Below are 19,577 nucleotides of genomic sequence, written 5' to 3' on the forward strand. Positions count from 1 at the left end.
TGCTAACAAAACTAAGCGCTTCTACAAGATTACGGAATACGGTTATTCATCCTAAAGTTATTTACATTTAGGGTAGGAAACTTTCTTTTCTTTATTTTAGTTTTAAGAGTTAAAGGGGCTTTATGAAAAACTCGCTCAATGGTGCGCAGTCACTGGTCAAAACATTGGTCAATTGTGGTATTGAAATATGTTTTGCTAATCCGGGTACCTCGGAAATGCATTTCGTGGCAGCTCTCGACTCGGTGCCAGAGATGCGTGCTGTCCTTTGTTTGTTTGAGGGCGTGGCCACCGGTGCCGCAGATGGCTATGGGAGAATCGCTTGTAAGCCTGCAGCAACGTTATTGCATTTGGGCCCCGGCCTTGCCAATGGACTCGCTAACCTGCATAACGCACGGCGGGCGAACACGCCGATCGTCAACGTGGTGGGGGATCACGCGACTTATCACCTTCAGTACGATGCGTTATTAACTTCCGACATCGTCGGCTTTGCTCGACCAGTTTCATCTTGGATACATCAGTCCACGAGTGCTCGAGTTGTTGCGAGTGATGCTGCCAGAGCAGTACAAGCAGCGAGATCCGCGCCCGGGGGGGTGGCAACGTTGATTTTACCGGCAGATACCGCTTGGAACGATGCTGAGCGACCGTCTGATATGTTGGCAGATATTGGGCCGGCGGCCGTCAGTGCGAAGGCTGTTGAAGATGTGGCCAACTTGTTAGGGAACGGTAAAAAGACTGCGATTTTATTGCGAGGTGTGGCTCTATATGGCTTGGGGTTGGAGGCCGCCGGTCGGGTTCAGGCAAAAACGGGGGCTCGCTTGTTGTGTGATACTTTCGCTCCGCACATTGAATTAGGTGCAGGGCGCGTCCCGGTACAGCGTATCCCTTATTTTTCTGAGCAGATCACTGACTTTTTAAGCGACATTGAACAAGTCATTCTTGTAGGGGCCAAGCCTCCAGTTTCTTTTTTTGCCTACCCTGGAAAGCCTAGTTGGTGTGCCCCGGAAGGCTGTTTATTTAGCTATCTAGCTCATCCCCATGAGGATAGCGTCGAGGCTCTGAATTCTTTAGCAGATGCTTTGGGCGCGCCGATCCACTTAGTTGAGCGAGTCCCTCTAGCATTACCTGGTATGCCTAACGGGCTTCTAAGTGCGATAAGCGTGGCTCAGATAATGGCGGAGCTGACCCCTGAGAACGCAATCATTGCGGATGAGTCTGCGACGTCCGGGATGGCGCTGTTAACGATGTTCGGACGCGCGCGTCCGCATACGCACTTGCCACTTACAGGTGGATCTATTGGGCAGGGCTTGCCCGTGGCGGTTGGTGCAGCGCTCGCAGCACCAGACCGTAAAGTTATTTGTCCCCATGGTGATGGCGGGGCGGCCTATACAGTACAAGCGCTTTGGACAATGGCACGGGAAAACCTCGATATAACGGTAGTCATCTACGCTAATCGTTCCTATGCAATCCTTAATGTTGAACTGCAGCGTGTAGGGGTAATCGGGGCGGGGGACAAGGCGTTATCGATGCTGGATTTGCATAATCCGGAAATGAACTGGGTGAAGATAGCTGAAGGCCTAGGAGTCGAAGCGAGTCGCGCGACGACTTGCGAGCAATTTGCTGCTCAGTATGAATCTGCAATGAAGCAACGAGGGCCGAGATTGATCGAAGCAATGATTTGATCTTAGCGGGTCATGGTAGTGAAGGGTCTCCTACGACTCTTCACATCTCGTAACCTTCTCGAACCGATATGCTTGTTGCACGCATCAAGCGCCAGGAGCGGAGCCGTGATACGTTTTTTTGCTGATTTAGGGTTTCGTTGGAAAATCGCCTTGCCGTTTATATTGCTAGCTTTATTGCTGGTGATTGTAGGCGGTATGGGCATGCAGAGCATAACTCAGGTAGCGGATTCCAGCAGACAACTAACTAACCGTTATCTACCCGCTGTTAGCCTGCTTCTGAACGCCGATCAGGATCTTTATCGAGCCTTTGTCGCTGAGCGTAATCTCGTGGATGATGCGGGTGGAGAACTTTCACCTTCGCTAAAAGCTGCTCATGAGCAAAGTTTGCAACTGGCCTACGAACGAGTTCAAAAGTATGCGGCCATGAACCCTGGGGGCGAATCTAAACAACTGCTGGCACAGTTTGAGCAAGCCTTCTCACTTTGGCGAGAAACCTCGCGCGAAGTTGCCGAGTTGTCGAGCCGTGACCCAGCAATGGCCAGCTCCATTAATGCGGGAGACAGTGAACGTCAGTTTTATAAAATGCGTGAGGTGATAGATAAACTCGGCAAATTAGAGGACAAAGCAGCCAAACTCGAAGGTCGACGGGCCATTGCGCTGGGTGAAGTCCATATTTGGCAACAAGGGCTGGTAATTTCCATCGGTCTGATTGTTTGCTTGGTATTGGTGATTGGCTTTCCGATGCTGGTTACACGATCGCTGCAGAATCTGTTGGAGCGTATTGAGCAGATTGCCGATGGTGATGGAGACCTGCGTATACGCTTGGTTGCCTTGTCGCAGGATGAACTGGGTAAGCTGGGGCGAGCGTTCAACCGTTTCCTCGACAAGCTGCAACTGCTAATTCGAGAGGTCACTCAGGTTACCGGTGAGGTGGCTGACTCCGCTCGCTGCATGGCGGATATGACGATGGCTAATGACCACTTGATTAGTAGCGAGCACATGGCGGTCAACCAGGTAAGCACTGCGGTGGCTGAGATGAGTGAGGTTGTGTTTCAAGTTGCACGTAATGCGCAAAGCGCCTCTGAGGCGGCACATCAAGCCGAGATTCGGACGCGCGAAGGTGGTGAGGTCGTGGGTGCAACCATCGATGCTATTCGTCGGTTGGCACAAGAGGTGGAGAATGCTTCCAATACTATCCAGGCTTTGGAGCAAGAGACCGCTAGCATTGGTTCGGTGCTGGAGGTGATCAAGAGCATTGCCGAACAAACCAATTTGTTAGCGCTAAACGCGGCGATTGAAGCTGCGCGTGCGGGGGATCAGGGGCGTGGCTTTGCCGTAGTGGCAGACGAGGTACGTGCTCTGGCAGCACGAACCCAGGACTCGACCAAAGATATTCAAAAGATGATCGATCGTCTTCAAGCTAGCGTTCAAAACGCGGTGGAGGCGACACGTTCTGGAAGTCTGAAGGCCCGCGACAGTGTAGTACGTGCAGCAGGAGTCGAAGAGGCGTTATCCTATACTGGCGACTCGGTGCGACGAATAAGTAATATGGCCGCACAAATCGCTACTGCCTGTGAGCAGCAGAGTTGTGTTACTGAGGAAATCGTCCGTAATATTACCGATATTCGTGATCTTTCAATTGATGCGGCTAAAACATCGGAGCAAAGCGCTCAGGCAAGTCAACATCTGTCGCGGCTTTCCAATGGTTTGGCTCAGTTGGTAGGACGCTTCCGGGTGTGATTTGCGAGCGCATAACGCATCGCAGGAGGGTCAATTGCATTTTTTGTAGCTCAACACAAACTCACAAGAGCAGAAGGTCAACGATCCCACCCATGCTCTCATGATTTTTTATCTTAACAGTGTCGAGTTCAGACTTCCTTGATTTCCACTCCCATGGAGCGTAGAGCATCAATGTAGGCATGAATGTCATCAGCTTGTTCTGGATAGCTGATGCCGGTGGGGGGGCGAGATCGACCGTTGAGCCCCAGGAGTCGCTCAACCTGAGTTACTGTGCCTATGGCCGTCAGGTGAGTCTGCCCTAGCTTATGCTTTACTAGAATACGCTGGGTATCTTCTTCTTTTATGGTTATAACGAACTCATGGGAAGCGCCGCTCCCCGGGTTGTACAGCATCTTGATTCGAGTGTTTCTCGATAGTCGAGCCCATAGCCCTGAGCGAACGACCTTGGCGAAAATGAACGTCATCAGCGAATTATCAAAGGCCATGCGTGTGGATACACCCAGTGCATTTCCTGTTCGGACGAGGGTCATTTGGTCTGGGCTGTCAACGCGACGACAGTTCGCCGACTGGTTATTGCTGAACTGTACCGGTCGACCGTCGGACATGGCTTGCACCAAGCGCCGCTCGCCGTTGCTCCAGATTGTAAACGGGTGATGTGCATCAATAAAGCCAACCACGGAGTCGGGTCCGGCCCTGTCACCCGTTGCAAATAGAATGTCGATATCTATCTGTTGAGCGGGTTGTGGGAGACGTCTGAATGCTGCCGCGGTCACTGAGGCAACTCCAGCCATCCATCCCGAAGATAACACCACCGGTGCCCGGAGGGGCTGGCCTGCCAAGACCTCTTGCGCATCGTGAATCCGCTCTAGCCATCGAGCAATATCAACTATCGCTACGCCGCGCTTTACTGCGGAAAGTAACAGTCGGTCATTGGTGTCATTGACGGCTACTACGATTGCATCCGGCATCGTGGCTAGCGACGCTAATGGGTCGCTATTGTCGACATCTATTAATATAGCGCTTGCATTTTTTATACCTTGAGCAATCCGTTCTGCTTTTACCAGTGATCTACCACCGACCCATATTTTTAGTCTGGGGTGGCGTTGGGACAGTAAATTACATGCCTGCGTACCTACTACGCCATAGCCACCAACTACTAGAACTGAGAGAGGCGTAACGGATGCTGTATTTCTGTCAATTTCGGACTGCATCGGAGTGCTCCTATTATATTAAGAGATGTTGATTGGTGAGTGTGCTGAAGCTTTGTTGATCTATTGTGGAGAGATTTTACTTCACGTGTGTGCGGCCATAGAGAATCCTCAATCTTGGCTTAAAATGCGTGATCTAAATCTAAGTGGAGTGTCTAGTGAATTATTTTCAGTTAGTGAAAGTAAACTTTGGATTCATTTTTTGACCCGCTTTGCGTATGTCGTGGCGCATCACCGCCGACAATCCCTTTACGACGGTCGATGTGATAAAGCGATTCGGCCATTTTAGTTTGTCTCGGGTAACCAACCAAGACAATGTACTATCAGTGGATCCTTCAAGCATGAGTTCTGCAAGTGTTCGCCCGTTATGCGCACCAATGGGAAGACCATGCCCCCAGCAGCCATTGGCATAACCAATTCGCGCGTCCTCAAGCAACCCGACGTGCGGAATGTAATCCCTTGTTGTTGAGATTGGGCCCCCCCAGCTCTGCTCAGTCCGCACTCCTGCTAGTGCTGGGAAGAACGACTGGAGGTGCTGTGGCCCATCCAACATAAAACCCTTGCTAATATCCAGGGCCATTTCGTTTCCGCTTGGCACCGCCGCATAGTAATTACCGACATACAAAAGCCTGCCGTCAGATGTTGGGGCAAAAGAATAGAATAGCTTAGACATCATATTGACCCCACATCGTCGAGGCCATTTCAGTTCGCGCCATTGCTCGGCGGTAAGCCGCTCGGTAATATTGGCGTAGACAAATACAGGGGATTGCATGCGGGTTGTGCCCAGATCTTGCAAACCATGAATCAAATGTGAATACGCATTTGTGGCAAGAACTAATTTTGCGCAACGAACGGTTCCGCTGCCTGTGCGAACGGTAATCCCGTTTAAGTCTCGCTCAATACTAACTGCTGGGCTATGTTCATAAATTTTTGCACCAAGCTGTTCTGTAGCGTTCTTTAGTCCGTGAAGCAGCTTCAAGGGGTTAAGTTGACCTCCCCGCGAATCGAAGCATGCATTGCCGAAGTATGGACTGTTGAATTCTAGTGCTACTTGTTCGGCGGAGATGCTTTCTAGGTAGCTTGCTTGCCCTATCGATTTGCAGAATTTTATGTAGTCATTTACTGTACCATCGCCATTCGATTTTAATCCCATTTCGTAATAGCCGGTTTGTTCATAATCGCAGTGTATATCGTGCTCTAGGATGAGATCCTCAATCATCTGCAAGCCTTCATGGACATAGTGATACGCTTGGGCTAATCGTTTCTCGCCGTAACGCTTTAGTTGCGCCCGGAAATCGCCCTCCCCAAACGCAATGATAAGCTGGCCAGCATTCCTACCGCTTGCACCGAACCCTATGACCTCTCCCTCGAGCAGCGCCACAGAAGCGTTCGAATCAATCTTACGAACGTGGTAGGCCGTCGATAGCCCTGTGATACCGCCACCGATGACGCATACATCGACCTCAACCGATTGCTTCAACGGTTCGTTGGGTGGGTATAGCAGGGCTGATTCAAACCAATGCGAACGACTCCTATGTAACATGGTAAGCATCTCTTTGATAGAATGATGAAAACGCTATATTAGGCTGAGTAATCTCAGAGATCTAATACGGCAAAAGGATTTGTCGGATCGATGTAGCGCAAAGGTCGTTCGCCGTTCCAATTGGCTACCGTTTTTTGGAAGAGCTCAGTGATTGGTTTGTATATTTCGGGCATTTTTATAAACTCAACGAGCCCGCCATTGTGATGTTCGGTGTTCAAATAAATGGTTTCTACTCCGTCGGGTGTCGAACTATATTGAATGATATCCTCTGGCGTTAGAGAGTTAGTTATGATTTCAAGGTCATCACAAAAACTTGCCACATGAATGAGACCATTGCCACTGCGGTGCTTGAGGGCTGTGTAGACTGACGGCGCATCGTTGTGTTGATAGATTAACTCCAACATTATGGAACCTATGTAGGAGAACGCCAGTGTCAATTGTACGGGTGTGTCTTCATTCATATAAGTGAATTTTTCGTATTCAACATTTTGATGAATGAAGAATGGTCCGACTCCGCAAGTGTTAACCCAGTGCATGGCGGCTTCTTCGATATTGTCAACAATGAATCCCAGTTGATCAATTTTATTTATCTTGGTTTTCATAGAGGCTCCATATATTTTATTTGTAGAGTGTGGTGGGGCAAGGTGTTGGGTTTGTATGTTTTTTGAGGATGTGTTCCGCTACCCGAAGTGCGTTGGCTGCAATTGTGAGTGAGGGGTTTGTGCCGGAGCTTGTCGGGAAGAATGAACTATCTACGACGTAGAGATTATCAAGCTCATGCGCCTTGTTGTAGCGGTCTAGGACACTGTCTTTAGGTGATTCACCAAAACGACAAGTACCGCAGACATGGCCCAGGAGGCTATTTTTTTGTGCCGCTTGATTTAATTTTGGGTGGTACTTTTTTAAAAGCTTCTTTATTTTATCTCGAAATAGTTCTAGGCGTTCTTTGTCGTTCTCATGGATCGAATAGTTAATGACGACCTTGCCATCAGTTCCAAGCGTGAGTCGGTTATCCGGGTATGGGTAATCTTCCATGATCGATGCGAAAACGATCGTTTTTTTAAGCGAGGCTTTTACAGCTTGCTCAATAACCGGCAAAAACTTGGATGCGATAAATCCGAGCACTGATGAATGGCGAGAGATGTCTTCCTTCATTGAACGCGCAATGATGCGTGGGGGAGGAAGATTGCCATTGGATTGCACCGTACCCAATTTTACGCCGTCGCTGATGTAGAAGTCGTTCCAGGCCAGTTGTTTGACTAAATCACTCTCATGTGGGGACTTTCGCGGTTTGACAACGTAATAGTCAAACAGGTGACGCATCAGGTTCCGTCCGACCTGATCCGATCCGTTCGCGAGTCCATGCGGCCATGCCTTGGAGGCTGAACGCAATAGTAATGCTGGCGTACCAATGGCGCCGGCTGCGAGTATTATCGTATTGCCACGCAACGTGACATCGGCGCCATTCCACCGACAGTGCAAAGTCGTGACGCATGTATTTTCAGTGGTTAGCTTGAGGACGTCGCAGTTATCGGCAAGGACCGCTCCATGTTCACGCAATGCCGGTTCCAGGCAAATATTTACGCTGTCCCCCTTGCAGCGTTTCTCGCAGATAAAGCCAATACACTCTCGACAGCCTGGTTTGTAGTCGCACGCCATTGGCACATGGTAGGGGTTGCATCCTTGGGCGCTCAGGTACTCGAATAGCTCTGAGTTTGCAGGACTGTAAGAGGGTGGTGAGAGGATCGACCGGCACTCTGTATCAGGACGTAAGGGATCACGAGTCGCTTTTACACGGTAAAGCGCTTCTGCCTCGGAATAATAGGGCTCCAGTTCTTCCATTGTGATTGGCCACCGTTCCGGAATCTGGGCTTGTGTCGCTGCTTTAGCGTATTTGGCGGGCTCGAAATCGGAAGGGAAAAAACGCTCCATGACCATGCCGTAGAGCGTGCTGGACCCTCCAGTACCCTCACCCAAAATGGGGAGGACGGCTCTGCTTGTTATTCCGCTCAGCTCAAATATTGGGTCCGATAACCGTCCGCTACGTTTGAGATAATTCGCATAGGAGTCACCCTCGCATTCGCGTTCAAACAAGGTTTCTGTCCAATCGCCCGTAAGGGCAGTTGAGGTGCTCAGATGATCCATTCCTTTTTCGCAGAAGAGCACTTTCATTCCGGATTGCGCGAGGCTATAACCGAGAGTGGCACCCCCAATACCAGTACCAACGATGATTGCATCCCATTGGCATGCCTGTATTTCGGCTGGGGTCATACGTGCAACCTCATTTCTAGAATTGGCTCGCATTCCCTCAAACCTTTTTTGATGCGCGCTGTAAAAGATCAGTGATCGCCGTCAGCGACTGCGGCTCATCCAGCAAGGGAGGATGTCCTCGGTCTGACACGCTGGTAAGCGTCGCAGAAGCATTCACGGCCAGCATGCGTGTAGCGATATCGGCGGTAAGCAGATCCGATAGCTCTCCTCTTATTAGCGCAGCCGGTACTGCGCTCGCTTTGGCAAACTCCAGCCAAAATTCCGGTCGTTTTGCTTGCATGCGCGCAGATTCGCGCATCGTAAGCAGGTCAAAATCTCGCTCGTAACGGCCAGTAGTGGTCTCGTGGTAAGCGCGCAGCATCAAGCGACTCCACTCACTCTGTTCCAGCCCGGGGTAAATAGCCTCGTTGTGCTCTTTTACTCTCGCGACAGCTTCATCGAATGAGTAGTCTGCATTTTCTGCATGGCTGGCCATTCGTTTGAGCGCTGCCAAGGGGACTTCTGCTCCAATATCGTTAACCACGATTCCCGCAACGCGCTCGGGGTTTTGCCCTGCCATTTCAATGGCCATTAGGCCGCCCAGTGTTGTACCGATGATCACGACGCGCTTGATCTCCAAATGATCCAAGAGCTCCCACGTATCTTGGATTAGAAGATCAAAGTGATATCCCTCGGCGTCGGTGGCACGGTCGGATCGCCCGCGCCCACGCAGGTCAGGCGCGATGACGCGCCTGCCTGTCGACAGGTGAGGGGCGAGATCCTCAAAGTCACGAGAGTTGCGCATGAATCCGTGTAGGCAGATCACCGGAATTTCAGAGCCCTTTGAGGTGTAGTCTCGGTAGAAAAGCTTCAGCCCTGTCTTTGTCGTGAACCACGATTTTTGGTATTCGGTCTCGTCGTTTTTCATCTCACCCCTACCCCTGTCTTGAAACTCTTATTTGGCGGTTGCTCGCGCAGATGTGCCCATCGTGGGCGCTTGCATCAGCTTCATATAAAACCTGATGTTAGTCAACTTATAGTGGTAGCATCGCGGATCAGCGAGGTGGGAGCTTTGCGATGAAGGGGCGATGAAGCATGAAAGACGGACACATTATTGTGATTGGAGCTGGGATCACTGGGTTGGCATCTGCGGCTGCTTTGAGCAAGCGTGGTCGAAAGGTGACTGTCCTCGAGGCATCTGAGCGACCTGGTGGACGGATCCGGCGCTTAACACGTCACGGGGATTCAGTGGAGGTCGGTGCACAGGGAATTCATTCGAACTACACAGAGATGCTCAGTCTAATAAATCAAGTGGGTTTACAGAGCGAGCTTATGCCTTTGCAAGGCAAGGTTTCATTTCTTGATCGAAGCGGATCACTCCGTATCCCGGATAGGGATTTAGGCGTGATAAAGTTGATGAATGCGCGTGGTGTCCGGGACTTTTCCTGGTTTGCTGCTCGTTATATTGCTTTTGCAAAGCGATTTCCTCAATTCGAGATTTCTCGAGATATTCCCTCATATGATGATGTTTCTGCGGAGGACGCATTTTCTTGGGCGGGTGATGATTTTCACGATTTTCTGCTTCGACCAATGATGCATGCAATGACAAATACAACTCTCTCTGATACCAGCCTTTACCATGCTATTAATTCAATGAGGCTCGCGCTTTCGACAAAGGTTTTTGGGCTTCGTACGGGAATTGTAACGCTAGCTGAGCGCTTGGCATCATCGATGTCGGTTCAATATTCTAATTCGGCCGCGCAAATTTTGACAGCGGGAGCGCGTATCGACGGGGTTCTTCTTGAGGACGGGAGAATACTCAAGTGTGATCATGTAATTGTTGCATGCCCAATTGAGGCGGCAGCCAAAATTCTTCCCGATGAACTAAGTGTTGCAAAAGAATTTCTGTATGAATGTCCCAGTGCTCCATTTGTATTGGTTTATTTTTTTCTGGATAGACCGGTTTCGTCCGAAGCTTATGTATACATGGGGCATCCCTATCGGGATGTGGTATTCAATATGGCGATTAATCACAGTAGGAAAGCGCCCTACATGGTACCTAGTGGTAAGGCGATCATTTCAGCGTGGTCGAGTTATCCGAGCTCAACCAACCTTTTTTTTCAAACGGATGACGCTGTTGTTTCCCAGGCTTTGCGGGATATGGAAGCATTTTTTCCTGGAATATCTGGGTGGGTGGATGAGGCCCGGGTGATAAGGCACTCGTGGGGGATCGCGAGATACGTCCCTGGTGCTTATCGCAAAATTCTTGAGTTCAAGAGGCATGCCCAGACGCTTGAGGGCATCTCCTTTGCGGGAAATGATTATGATGGCGTTCACATGGAGGCCGGCGTTCGAAGCGGCCAGCGAGCAGCTCGGCGCGCATGCGAGGGGTAATGCTATTCTGATTAAACTGGTGCGCGCGCGACCTTTTGCCGCATAAATTCAAGTGTCGTGGTATCTTTATAAAGTAGCTTACTAAGCTCTAGCTCCGGTTAAAATAAAGCAGGAAAAAGTTCAGAAATTCAAATTAGGTAAGTAAAGTGGACGAAAATTATTCAGGTGGCGGTGATGATGGTGATGTGCCGGTAGTTCGCGCTAAGGCGTCACATCGAAAGGGGCGAACTGCGGAGGTGCTGCGGACTCCCCGAGTTCCAACTCAGGAGCGAAGTCGGCGTCGATACCAATCGATTCTCGATGCTACCCAAAGATTGTTGAATGCCGCCAATATTGAAGATATTAGTTTATATGATATTGCCAAGGAGGCTGGGATTAGTCCTGCCTCTGTGCACTACTTGTTTAATACGGTGGCGGCGGTTCATGTTGAGTTGAACAGGGTTTATAATGATATTATAACGGGGCAGATAATCGCTGCGCAAACAACGCTCGTCGATCAACAGGTCAGCACTTGGCAAGAGTGGACACGTATTAGTCTGGATGCAGCTCGAGTACATTTTAATTCGAATCGCCCGATGTGCGAGATTTTGTTGGGGCCAGCTTTACATAGGAAAAGTCGCGTGGCGAATATGCAGGGTAGTAATACCTTGGGGCAGGCTGCATTGGTTAACCTGAAGCGCGTCTTTATGGTTCCGGATATTCCTGGTCTAGAAAAAAACTTTATGTACGCGGGAGAGATTCTCGATGCTTTTTGGTCGGGAGCATATTCTGCTCGTGGTTATATCGATGATGAAACATTCGAAGAGACAATGAAGGCTATCATTGGTTACTTACGAAATGTTCTTCCTGAAACGATGCGCTTAATTAATCCCAAGGCTGTCCTCGGAGCTAAATAGCGGTCTAAGGGGGCGTGTTGTAGTTTGATATCTAGGTATCCTGACACTCGTTCACGGCGCACTGTTTAGAATGCATAGCCCACCCGGCGTACTGGTCGTTCATTGTTGAGTTGGCTTGCCAGGTGGGGCACGCAGTCGTGCTCTGTCTGCGTGAAATGGACGAGCGGTCTCTGGATTCGTACACGAGTCGAGCGGTCATCGAGACTCTTTCCCCCGCGTTGCGTGCGTTTCTTCGTACCCGTTTCAACCGCATGATGAGCGCTCATTCGCTTTCAGTGCGGTCAAATCGTCGAATTGATCCCTACCTTACTGACTGACTTGCGAGCCTTGTCTGAACGCTATAATCTGACTTACAGCAGGTTATGGTTGGTCAAGCAGTCCTCTTGTGCGGTATGAAGGCTTGGTTTTCCGCAATTTGCCCACGTAAATCCGTTAACATTTCAATGTCATGGAGTCTGCTATGAGCGATCAAATCATTACCGAAGGGCTGAAAAAGGTTCTGACAAAAGGTGTCCTGGGGGCTGTTGCGCGCGTTGAGTTCAACGACGGTTCTGCGATCGTAATAACGAGTACGACAGATACGCAGGACGTCTCCTGGGATTCGGACGAGAAGGGGACCTGTCAGTTATTGTGCTCAAAAGACACCTTCCTTGATCTCCTGTCCGGTCGGCAGGGAGCAACGATGGCTTTTATGAAGGGGCAGTTGAAGGTGAACGGCGACATGGGCGTCGCGTTGAAGCTATCTCAATTGATCTGAATCAAATATGCGGGCACGAGCGTTGAAGTACAGATCGTGCCTGCATTTGTAATCAATGGCTATTGATTGATCCACAACGTCCGGTGAGTCACAGCGGCAGCTTTTCCAAAATGCGAGCTTTTCAGCTTGCCGTAAATTCGGCTCAGGAATTGACCGTGGCAATGAAAAAAAAGCGTGGCGGGCGGGGAGCGTGTCAATTCCGATATTCTGGATGACGAGCAGCGATACTACGATGCGCTCCGCAATCTGGCCCAGGCGCGTTATGCCTACCTGAGGTCGTGGCTAAAAGTACGATTCCTGGCAGGCAAGCTTTCGGATGTGGACATAAGTAGTCTGGCACTGTGTTTTGAAAAAACTCCACGCTAGGACTATTCAGTCGCCACTAATGTCAGGCAACTGGCTCAGAGCTGGGACGTGGTGGTCGTTCGCCGAATCACCTGCGTCTTGGCCCTTGATACACCCCAAAAACAAGTCCAGAATTGAGTCTTTTCCTGCTTCGGCAAGAAAATAAACCCCTTAGATTTCAATGGGTCGGACGCCAGATGCGAGTCTCGTTTCCCGCTCCAATCTCCTGATTTGTATTCGCTGTATCGTCAATCTGTGGTTATTCGCGCCGCGTTTTGACGCAACTGATCTAGGTAGTTCGCCCATTGTTGGGAAGCCTCTCGGCGTTGCGCCAGCAATTGAGCCCGTGCATACACAGCCCCGAGCGCACCCGGCATTCGGTGGGATAAAGACAGTTCAAGCACGATAGGATCTATACCCAAATGCTCGTGGGCTATGGTCCGGAAGGTGGCGCGAAAGCCGTGGGCAGTAATGTTGTACTCCGGCCAGATACGCTGAAAGGACTTGAGCATGGAGGTCGGGTTTATGGGGCGTCCCGGATAGACCGGCGAGACGAACACCCAGCCTTTGCCTTCTTCATCCACCACGCGGGTTTTATGTAGCTCACGTAACTGAACCAAGGCTTGCTCAGGCAACGGCACGATGTGCTTGCTCTTATCCAGATGCTTGGTCTTGCTCACCACATAACGCCAATCCGCGCCCACCAAGTCGACATCTTCCCAGCGCATCCGCACCAGTTCGCCTGGGCGGACCGGCAACATGACCAGCAGACGCATTGCGGCGGCAACGCTGCCGTCGTTGCAGTCATCCAGACGCAGGAGAAACTTGCCTAGGTCGGCTGGCCTTTCGATCGCTGGGTTGCTGGTCACGACATGGCGGATCTTCAACTCCTCAATGTTGCTGAGCGCCACATTGCGTTCCACCCATCCGCGCCCCTCGGCAAAACCCAGAACGGCACGGATGATGGTACGCACGCGCCGGGCCATGGCCATGGTGCGCTGACGTCGCAACTCCGTAATGACTGTGGTGATGTGCTCCAGTTTGATCTCGCTGACCGGTTTTTTACCAATCGCGGGCAAGATGTGGTTGTTCAGCGCTCCGTTAAACCCCGAGATGGATTTGGTTACCAGTTCGGCAGACTTGAATGCCAACCATTGCTTGGCTACGTATTCGAAGGTGCGCACCTCGTTGAGCAGGTGTGCTTCGATCTTGGCGGTCTTGGCCTTGAGCGGTGCAGTGTGGTTAGCCACGTCGCGGCGTGCGCCACGGGCAATGTCGCGCGCCTCCTTGAGACCAATGTCGGGGTAAGCGCCGATGGAGAAGCGGTTTTCCTTACCATGCAGCCGATACTTCAATCGCCAAACCTTGGAAGGGGATTTGCCGACCCTGCTCGACGCCCTCACCTCCAAGTAGAGACCAGGGACTTCGCCGTCGGCGTGCTTGCCGGGTTCGGTCAGCGAGCGGATCAAGGCATCGCTGAGTTTTCGTTTGAAAACGACCGCATTAGCTGGGGGCATCGGTGGGGGCATCCTTTTTAAGGAACCGAAATTTGCCCCCAATTATGCCCCCATGAGTCGTGGAATCCATTGGATTTAGACAGGCGGTAATGGACTGAAATTACCAATAACCTATTGTTATAAAACTGTTTTATGGAATTCACTGGAACTCCATTACAAGCTATCGGGGTCCCCAAAAAACATCTGAATCCGCGAACGCAACCAGCGCTCCCCTGGATCGTTGTCCTGTGAGCCACGCCAGGCCATGTGCAGCTCAAAACTGCGCACCGGCAGTGGCGGATCTTCGGCGCGTACGCCGCCGGCGGCAGTGAGGGCATCGGCGGTGTAGTCGGGCACGGTGGCAAGGATGTCGGTGCCGGCCAGCAGGGTGCTCAGGCCGTTGAATTGCGGTACGGCGAGCACGACGTGGCGCTTGCGGCCGAGTTTCTCCAGTTCTTCATCGATAAAGCCGCTCAGGTCCCCGGCGAACGACACCAGGGCGTGGGGGCGGGCGCAGAAGTCGTCCAGGGTCAGGGGGCCGGGCACGGTGTCGGCCCGCAGCAGTTTGGGCAGGCTGCGGCGCAGGACCTTGCGCTTGGCGTTGGCCGGCAGGTCGGCGGTGTAGCTGACGCCGATGGAGATTTCGCCGGAGGCCAGCAGCGCGGGCATCAGCAGATAGTTGGCGCGGCGTACCACCAGCACGATGCCCGGGGCTTCGGCGCGCAGGCGTTTGAGCAGCATCGGCAGCAGGGCGAATTCCACGTCGTCGGAAAGACCGATACGGAATACGGCGGTGCTGGTGGCCGGGTCGAATTCGGCGGCGCGGCTGACGGCGGTGGAGATCGAATCCAGGGCCGGCGAGAGCAGGGCGAAGATTTCCACTGCCCGGGCCGAGGGTTCCATGCTGCGCCCGGTGCGCACGAACAGCGGGTCGTCGAACAGGTTGCGCAGGCGCGACAGGGCTGCACTGATGGCCGGCTGGCCGAGGAACAGCTTCTCGGCGGCGCGGGTCACACTGCGTTCGTGCATCAGTGTTTCGAATACGATCAACAGATTCAGGTCGACACGACGCAGGTCATTACGATTCATCTGGAGTCCTGGCAGAGTCAGCGAGCTTGACGGGAGCGACCATATCGGAACAATGGCCGGCGTGAATCTTACGGGGAAAGGCTGGTACTCTGCATCGGCTAAATGTTGTTTGTTTGTAGCCGGGCAAGGTTCGAGCACGCTGTACGCCCCGATTTTCAAGGGCACGAAATCAATGCCAGGCATGTCGACTATTAATAGGCACTGATAGTCTTGCTTGCAAAGCCCGGATAAAGTTCGCGGCATTAGAGGTTAATTTGACGAGGTTTGCGATGTCCCGCACGATTCGTTTTCACAAGTTTGGACCGGCCGAGGTGCTCAAATGCGAAGAGCATGCGGCCTCGTTGCCTGCGCCAGGCGAAGTGCAGGTACGAGTCGAAGCCATCGGTATCAGCTGGTATGACGTGCTCTGGCGGCAGAACCTGGCGTCGTCCCATGCGCGCCTGCCCTCGGGCCTGGGGCACGAAATGGCCGGTGTGGTCACGGCCGTGGGCGAGGGCGTCGACGACCTGGCGGTAGGTGACAAGGTGGCGAGTTTTCCCGCCGAAAGCCCCAACGATTACCCGGTGTATGGCGAGCTGATCGTCCTGCCGCGTTCGGCCCTGACCCGTTATCCCGATGTTCTCAGCCCGATCGAGGCTGCTGTTCATTACACGCCGCTGCTGATCGCCTATTTCGCCTACGCCGACCTGGCGCGGGTCAAGCCGGGGCAGTTTGCCCTGGTCACCGACGCCAGCCATTGTGCCGGGCCGTCCTTTGTCCAGTTGGGCAAGGCCCTGGGTGTGCGGGTGATTGCCGCGACCAAGACCGCTGAAGAGCGTGAATACCTGCTGTCCCTGGGTGCCGAGAAGGTGATTGTCACCGAGGAACAGGACCTGCTGATGCAGATCAACAAGCTCACCGACAACCGCGGCGTCGACGTGGTGTTCGACGGCCTGGGCGGCCCGCAGATGTCCATGCTCGGCGATGTCCTGGCGCCCCGTGGCAGCCTGGTGCTCTATGGCCTGCAAGGCGGCAACCAGACGCCGTTCCCGGCCTGCGCGGCGTTCCAGAAGAACATCCAGTTCTTCGTCCATTGCATCGGCAACTTCACTGGCAAGCCGGAGCTTGGAATTGTTCAGGATCAGGTCGCGCTGCAGCGTGCGTTGCGCGACATCAACCAGCTCACCGCGGACCGGGTGCTGCTCCCCCTGAAGACCCGGGTATTCGCGTTCAACGAGTTTGTCGAGGCGCACCGCTACATGGATGAATGCCCATGCCGCGAACGGGTCGCGCTTCAGGTCGAATCGGTCTGATCCCAACGCCAGGCAAAGCCTGGCGTTTTTTATTGCCTCGATTTGCCGGCCCTTGCGCCGGCTTTTTAGTTTTTCCCCTGGCAGTCCTTTTGCCGGCAAGCCGGCTGCTGCATAAAAGCGCCGGGGCGCCGGGATAGATTCCATCGCGCTGCGGTCAAACTGCCAGTAAACTGCGGCCCATTTCCGAACCATCCTTTTCCAGAGGTTTTGCATGACTCTCAGTCCTTTTGCGGGCAAACCGGCACCGGCTGAATTGTTGGTCGACATCCCGCGACTGGTTACGGCTTATTACACCGGTCAGCCTGATGCATCGGTGTCTACCCAGCGTGTGGCCTTCGGCACCTCCGGGCACCGTGGCAGCTCGTTCGATCTGAGTTTCAACGAATGGCATGTGCTGGCCATCAGCCAGGCCATTTGCCTGTACCGCGAATCCCAGGGCATCGACGGCCCGCTGTTTGTCGGCATCGACACCCATGCCCTGTCGACCCCGGCCGGGGCCAGCGCCCTGGAAGTGCTGGCGGCCAATGGCGTGACCGTGATGATTGCTGCCGGCGACGAGTACACCCCGACCCCAGCGGTGTCCCACGCCATCCTCAGCTATAACCGGGGGCGTACATCGGGCCTGGCGGACGGCATCGTCATCACCCCGTCCCATAACCCGCCACAAAGCGGCGGCTACAAGTACAACCCCACCAACGGCGGCCCGGCCGACACCCACATCACCAAGTGGATCGAAGCCAAGGCCAATGAACTGCTGGCAGCCAAGCTGGCCGGGGTCAAGCGCATCGGTTACGAACAGGCGCTGAAGGCGGACACCACCCATCGCCACGATTACCTCAACACCTACGTCGCCGACCTGGTCAACGTCATCGACCTGGACGCCATCCGCAACGCCAAGCTGCGCCTAGGCGTGGATCCGCTGGGCGGAGCAGGGGTGCGCTACTGGTCGGCGATCGCCGAGCACTACCGCCTGGACCTGGAGGTGGTGAACAAGCAAGTGGACGCCACTTTCCGCTTCATGTCGGTGGATTGGGACGGGCAGATCCGCATGGACCCGTCCTCCAGCTACGCCATGCAGGGCCTGATCGGCCTCAAGGAGCGCTTCGACGTGGCCTTCGCCTGCGACCCTGATCACGATCGCCACGGCATCGTCACCCCGAGCGGCGGCCTGCTGGCGCCGAACAACTACCTGGCGGTGTCTATCGATTACCTGTTCCAGAATCGGCCGCAATGGCGCGCTGATGCCGCGGTGGGCAAGACCGTGGTCAGCAGCGGCCTGATCGACCGGGTCGCTGCACGCCTGGGCCGCCGTCTGTATGAAGTGCCGGTGGGCTTCAAGTGGTTTGCCGATGGCCTGTTCGACGGCTCACTGGGCTTTGGCGGCGAAGAAAGCGCCGGTGCCTCTTTCCTGCGCCGCGACGGTGGCGTCTGGAGCACCGACAAGGATGGCCTGATCCCGTCCCTGCTGGCGGCGGAAATGACCGCGCGTACCGGTCGCGATCCGAGCCAGGCCTACCGCGCTCTGTGCGACGAGCTGGGTGAGCCGTTCTCGGTCCGCGTCGATGCCAAGGCCAACCCGCAGCAGAAGGCCCTGCTCAGCAAGCTGTCGCCACAGCAGGTGACTTCGACCCAATTGGCCGGCGAGCCGATCCAGCAGATCCTCAGCCATGCACCGGGCAATGACCAGGCCATTGGCGGCCTGAAAGTCATGACGGAGAACGGCTGGTTCGCCGCACGCCCGTCGGGTACTGAAGACATCTACAAGATCTACGCTGAAAGCTTCATCGGCGACGACCACCTCAAGCAACTGGTGCAGGAAGCCCAGACCCTGGTGGACACCGCCATCAGCGGCAACTGACCGACGCTCCGGGCCCGTCAGACAAAAAAAGGGGCGACCATCACGGTCGCCCCTTTTTATTGGCCGCTGTATTTCACGCCAGATCCACCAGCACGATCTCGCTGTCTTGCAACGCCGTAACCCGTAGCACCGGCTCATTCTCAATCGCGATGCCGTCTCGAGCTTCGGCGCGCAGGCCGTTGACCTCAATCGCGCCAGTCGCCGGAACCAGGTAAGCCCGGCGCCCGTCGTCCAGGTGATACTCGGCCGTTTCCCCGGCCTTCAGGTTGGCCGCCACCAGCCGCGCATCGGCGCGAATCCGCAGGCTTTCCTCATCGCCAGCCTTGCCACTGGCCAGGGTCACGAAACCTTCACGCTGGCCCTTGGGAAAAGGCTTGGCACCCCAGGAAGGCGCAGAGCCTGCCTGGTTGGGGATGATCCAGATCTGGAATATCTTGGTTGGCGTGGCTTCCAGGTTGTACTCGCTGTGGGCGATCCCGGTGCCGGCGCTCATCACCTGTACATCACCGGCTTCGGTGCGGCCCTTGTTGCCCAGGTTGTCCTGGTGGCTGATGGCGCCTTCGCGAACGTAGGTGATGATTTCCATGTCCCGGTGCGGGTGCTGGGGGAAGCCGGTGCCAGGGGCGATCACATCATCGTTCCAGACCCGCAGGTTGCCCCAGTGCATGCGCTTGGGGTCATGGTACTCGGCGAAGGAAAAATGGTGGTGGGCATCCAGCCAGCCGTGGTGCGCGCCGCCCAGGGAGCTGAAAGGTCTGAGTTCAAGCATGATCTTCTCCTCATTAAGGGCTCGTCATGGCACGTTATACCCGGGCCAGAAAACGATAACCGTTGGTTGATGGCGAGCATCTTCCATCAGCTATAGATCGATAAAAAGCGCAAAAAATGCCGTAATCCAATCGTAAAATTAGATGATTATTTTGTCGCAAAGTTGGTGTTAAACCTTCGGTTCATCGCTTAAGTTAATGACCTGCAAGCAATTGGCTGGATACCGTGGAACAATCCGCCGAAGATTACTGCTCAGCCTCAC

At 53.7% G+C, this 19,577-nt stretch carries 15 protein-coding genes; 7 read left to right on the forward strand and 8 right to left on the reverse strand.

Annotated elements, in window-relative coordinates:
* The first annotated feature begins 122 nt into the window (after nucleotides 1-122).
* Nucleotides 123-1,679 carry an acetolactate synthase large subunit gene (locus tag ABCR88_RS14890; RefSeq protein ID WP_236184328.1) on the forward strand — a complete coding sequence of 519 codons (1,557 nt, stop codon included), beginning with the start codon at nucleotides 123-125 and terminating at the stop codon, nucleotides 1,677-1,679.
* Nucleotides 1,680-1,784: 105 nt separating this feature from the next.
* On the forward strand, nucleotides 1,785-3,419 hold the full coding sequence (locus ABCR88_RS14895; RefSeq protein ID WP_236178715.1) for a methyl-accepting chemotaxis protein: 1,635 nt from the start codon (nucleotides 1,785-1,787) through the stop codon (nucleotides 3,417-3,419).
* 128 nt (nucleotides 3,420-3,547) lie between these two features.
* Here ABCR88_RS14895 and ABCR88_RS14900 read toward each other — a convergent pair whose 3' ends face one another.
* The 5 genes from ABCR88_RS14900 to ABCR88_RS14920 form a co-directional block, all read right to left on the reverse strand.
* The gene (locus ABCR88_RS14900; protein WP_236184326.1) at nucleotides 3,548-4,630 is read right to left on the reverse strand and encodes a saccharopine dehydrogenase NADP-binding domain-containing protein; all 1,083 of its coding nucleotides are present in this window, start codon (nucleotides 4,628-4,630) and stop codon (nucleotides 3,548-3,550) included.
* 166 nt (nucleotides 4,631-4,796) lie between these two features.
* Nucleotides 4,797-6,107, reverse strand: coding sequence for an FAD-dependent oxidoreductase (locus ABCR88_RS14905; RefSeq protein WP_350404776.1), 1,311 nt, complete (start codon nucleotides 6,105-6,107; stop codon nucleotides 4,797-4,799).
* A 116-nt stretch (nucleotides 6,108-6,223) separates the two neighbouring features.
* Nucleotides 6,224-6,772: a VOC family protein gene (locus ABCR88_RS14910; protein ID WP_108538186.1), complete on the reverse strand. Its 549-nt coding sequence runs from the start codon at nucleotides 6,770-6,772 to the stop codon at nucleotides 6,224-6,226.
* A 16-nt stretch (nucleotides 6,773-6,788) separates the two neighbouring features.
* Nucleotides 6,789-8,441, reverse strand: a complete 1,653-nt coding sequence (locus ABCR88_RS14915; protein WP_236184322.1) for a GMC family oxidoreductase — start codon at nucleotides 8,439-8,441, stop codon at nucleotides 6,789-6,791.
* Between the two features lie 37 nt (nucleotides 8,442-8,478).
* Nucleotides 8,479-9,348 (reverse strand): alpha/beta hydrolase, encoded by an 870-nt coding sequence (locus tag ABCR88_RS14920; RefSeq protein WP_236178719.1) that lies wholly within the window; start codon nucleotides 9,346-9,348, stop codon nucleotides 8,479-8,481.
* Between the two features lie 167 nt (nucleotides 9,349-9,515).
* Here ABCR88_RS14920 and ABCR88_RS14925 point away from each other — a divergent pair, with 167 nt between their 5' ends.
* The 3 genes from ABCR88_RS14925 (at nucleotide 9,516) to ABCR88_RS14935 (ending at nucleotide 12,467) form a co-directional block, all read left to right on the forward strand.
* Nucleotides 9,516-10,814 (forward strand): FAD-dependent oxidoreductase, encoded by a 1,299-nt coding sequence (locus ABCR88_RS14925; protein WP_236188131.1) that lies wholly within the window; start codon nucleotides 9,516-9,518, stop codon nucleotides 10,812-10,814.
* 146 nt (nucleotides 10,815-10,960) lie between these two features.
* A complete protein-coding gene (locus ABCR88_RS14930) occupies nucleotides 10,961-11,710 on the forward strand; it encodes a TetR/AcrR family transcriptional regulator (RefSeq protein ID WP_236184318.1) in 750 nt (249 codons plus the stop codon).
* 460 nt (nucleotides 11,711-12,170) lie between these two features.
* Nucleotides 12,171-12,467, forward strand: a complete 297-nt coding sequence (locus ABCR88_RS14935; RefSeq protein ID WP_108538181.1) for an SCP2 sterol-binding domain-containing protein — start codon at nucleotides 12,171-12,173, stop codon at nucleotides 12,465-12,467.
* Nucleotides 12,468-13,060: 593 nt separating this feature from the next.
* On the opposite strand, the gene ABCR88_RS14940 is transcribed toward ABCR88_RS14935, so the two are convergent.
* Together ABCR88_RS14940 and ABCR88_RS14945 are read right to left on the reverse strand one after the other, a co-directional pair.
* A complete protein-coding gene (locus tag ABCR88_RS14940) occupies nucleotides 13,061-14,329 on the reverse strand; it encodes a site-specific integrase (RefSeq protein WP_236184316.1) in 1,269 nt (422 codons plus the stop codon).
* A 153-nt stretch (nucleotides 14,330-14,482) separates the two neighbouring features.
* Nucleotides 14,483-15,397 (reverse strand): LysR family transcriptional regulator, encoded by a 915-nt coding sequence (locus ABCR88_RS14945; RefSeq protein ID WP_011061517.1) that lies wholly within the window; start codon nucleotides 15,395-15,397, stop codon nucleotides 14,483-14,485.
* Nucleotides 15,398-15,666: 269 nt separating this feature from the next.
* Between ABCR88_RS14945 and ABCR88_RS14950 the strand changes: the two genes are divergently transcribed.
* Both ABCR88_RS14950 and pgm read left to right on the forward strand, forming a co-directional pair.
* Entirely contained in the window at nucleotides 15,667-16,689 is a 1,023-nt protein-coding gene (locus ABCR88_RS14950; protein WP_072441700.1) for a zinc-dependent alcohol dehydrogenase family protein, read from the forward strand.
* A gap of 211 nt (nucleotides 16,690-16,900) precedes the next feature.
* Nucleotides 16,901-18,547, forward strand: a complete 1,647-nt coding sequence (pgm, locus tag ABCR88_RS14955; RefSeq protein WP_325984727.1) for a phosphoglucomutase (alpha-D-glucose-1,6-bisphosphate-dependent) — start codon at nucleotides 16,901-16,903, stop codon at nucleotides 18,545-18,547.
* Between the two features lie 73 nt (nucleotides 18,548-18,620).
* Here pgm and ABCR88_RS14960 read toward each other — a convergent pair whose 3' ends face one another.
* A complete protein-coding gene (locus tag ABCR88_RS14960) occupies nucleotides 18,621-19,316 on the reverse strand; it encodes a pirin family protein (protein WP_041118416.1) in 696 nt (231 codons plus the stop codon).
* Nucleotides 19,317-19,577 lie beyond the last annotated feature (261 nt).

It is taken from the genome of Pseudomonas sp. W17 (assembly GCF_040268305.1).
GTDB lineage: Bacteria > Pseudomonadota > Gammaproteobacteria > Pseudomonadales > Pseudomonadaceae > Aquipseudomonas > Aquipseudomonas protegens.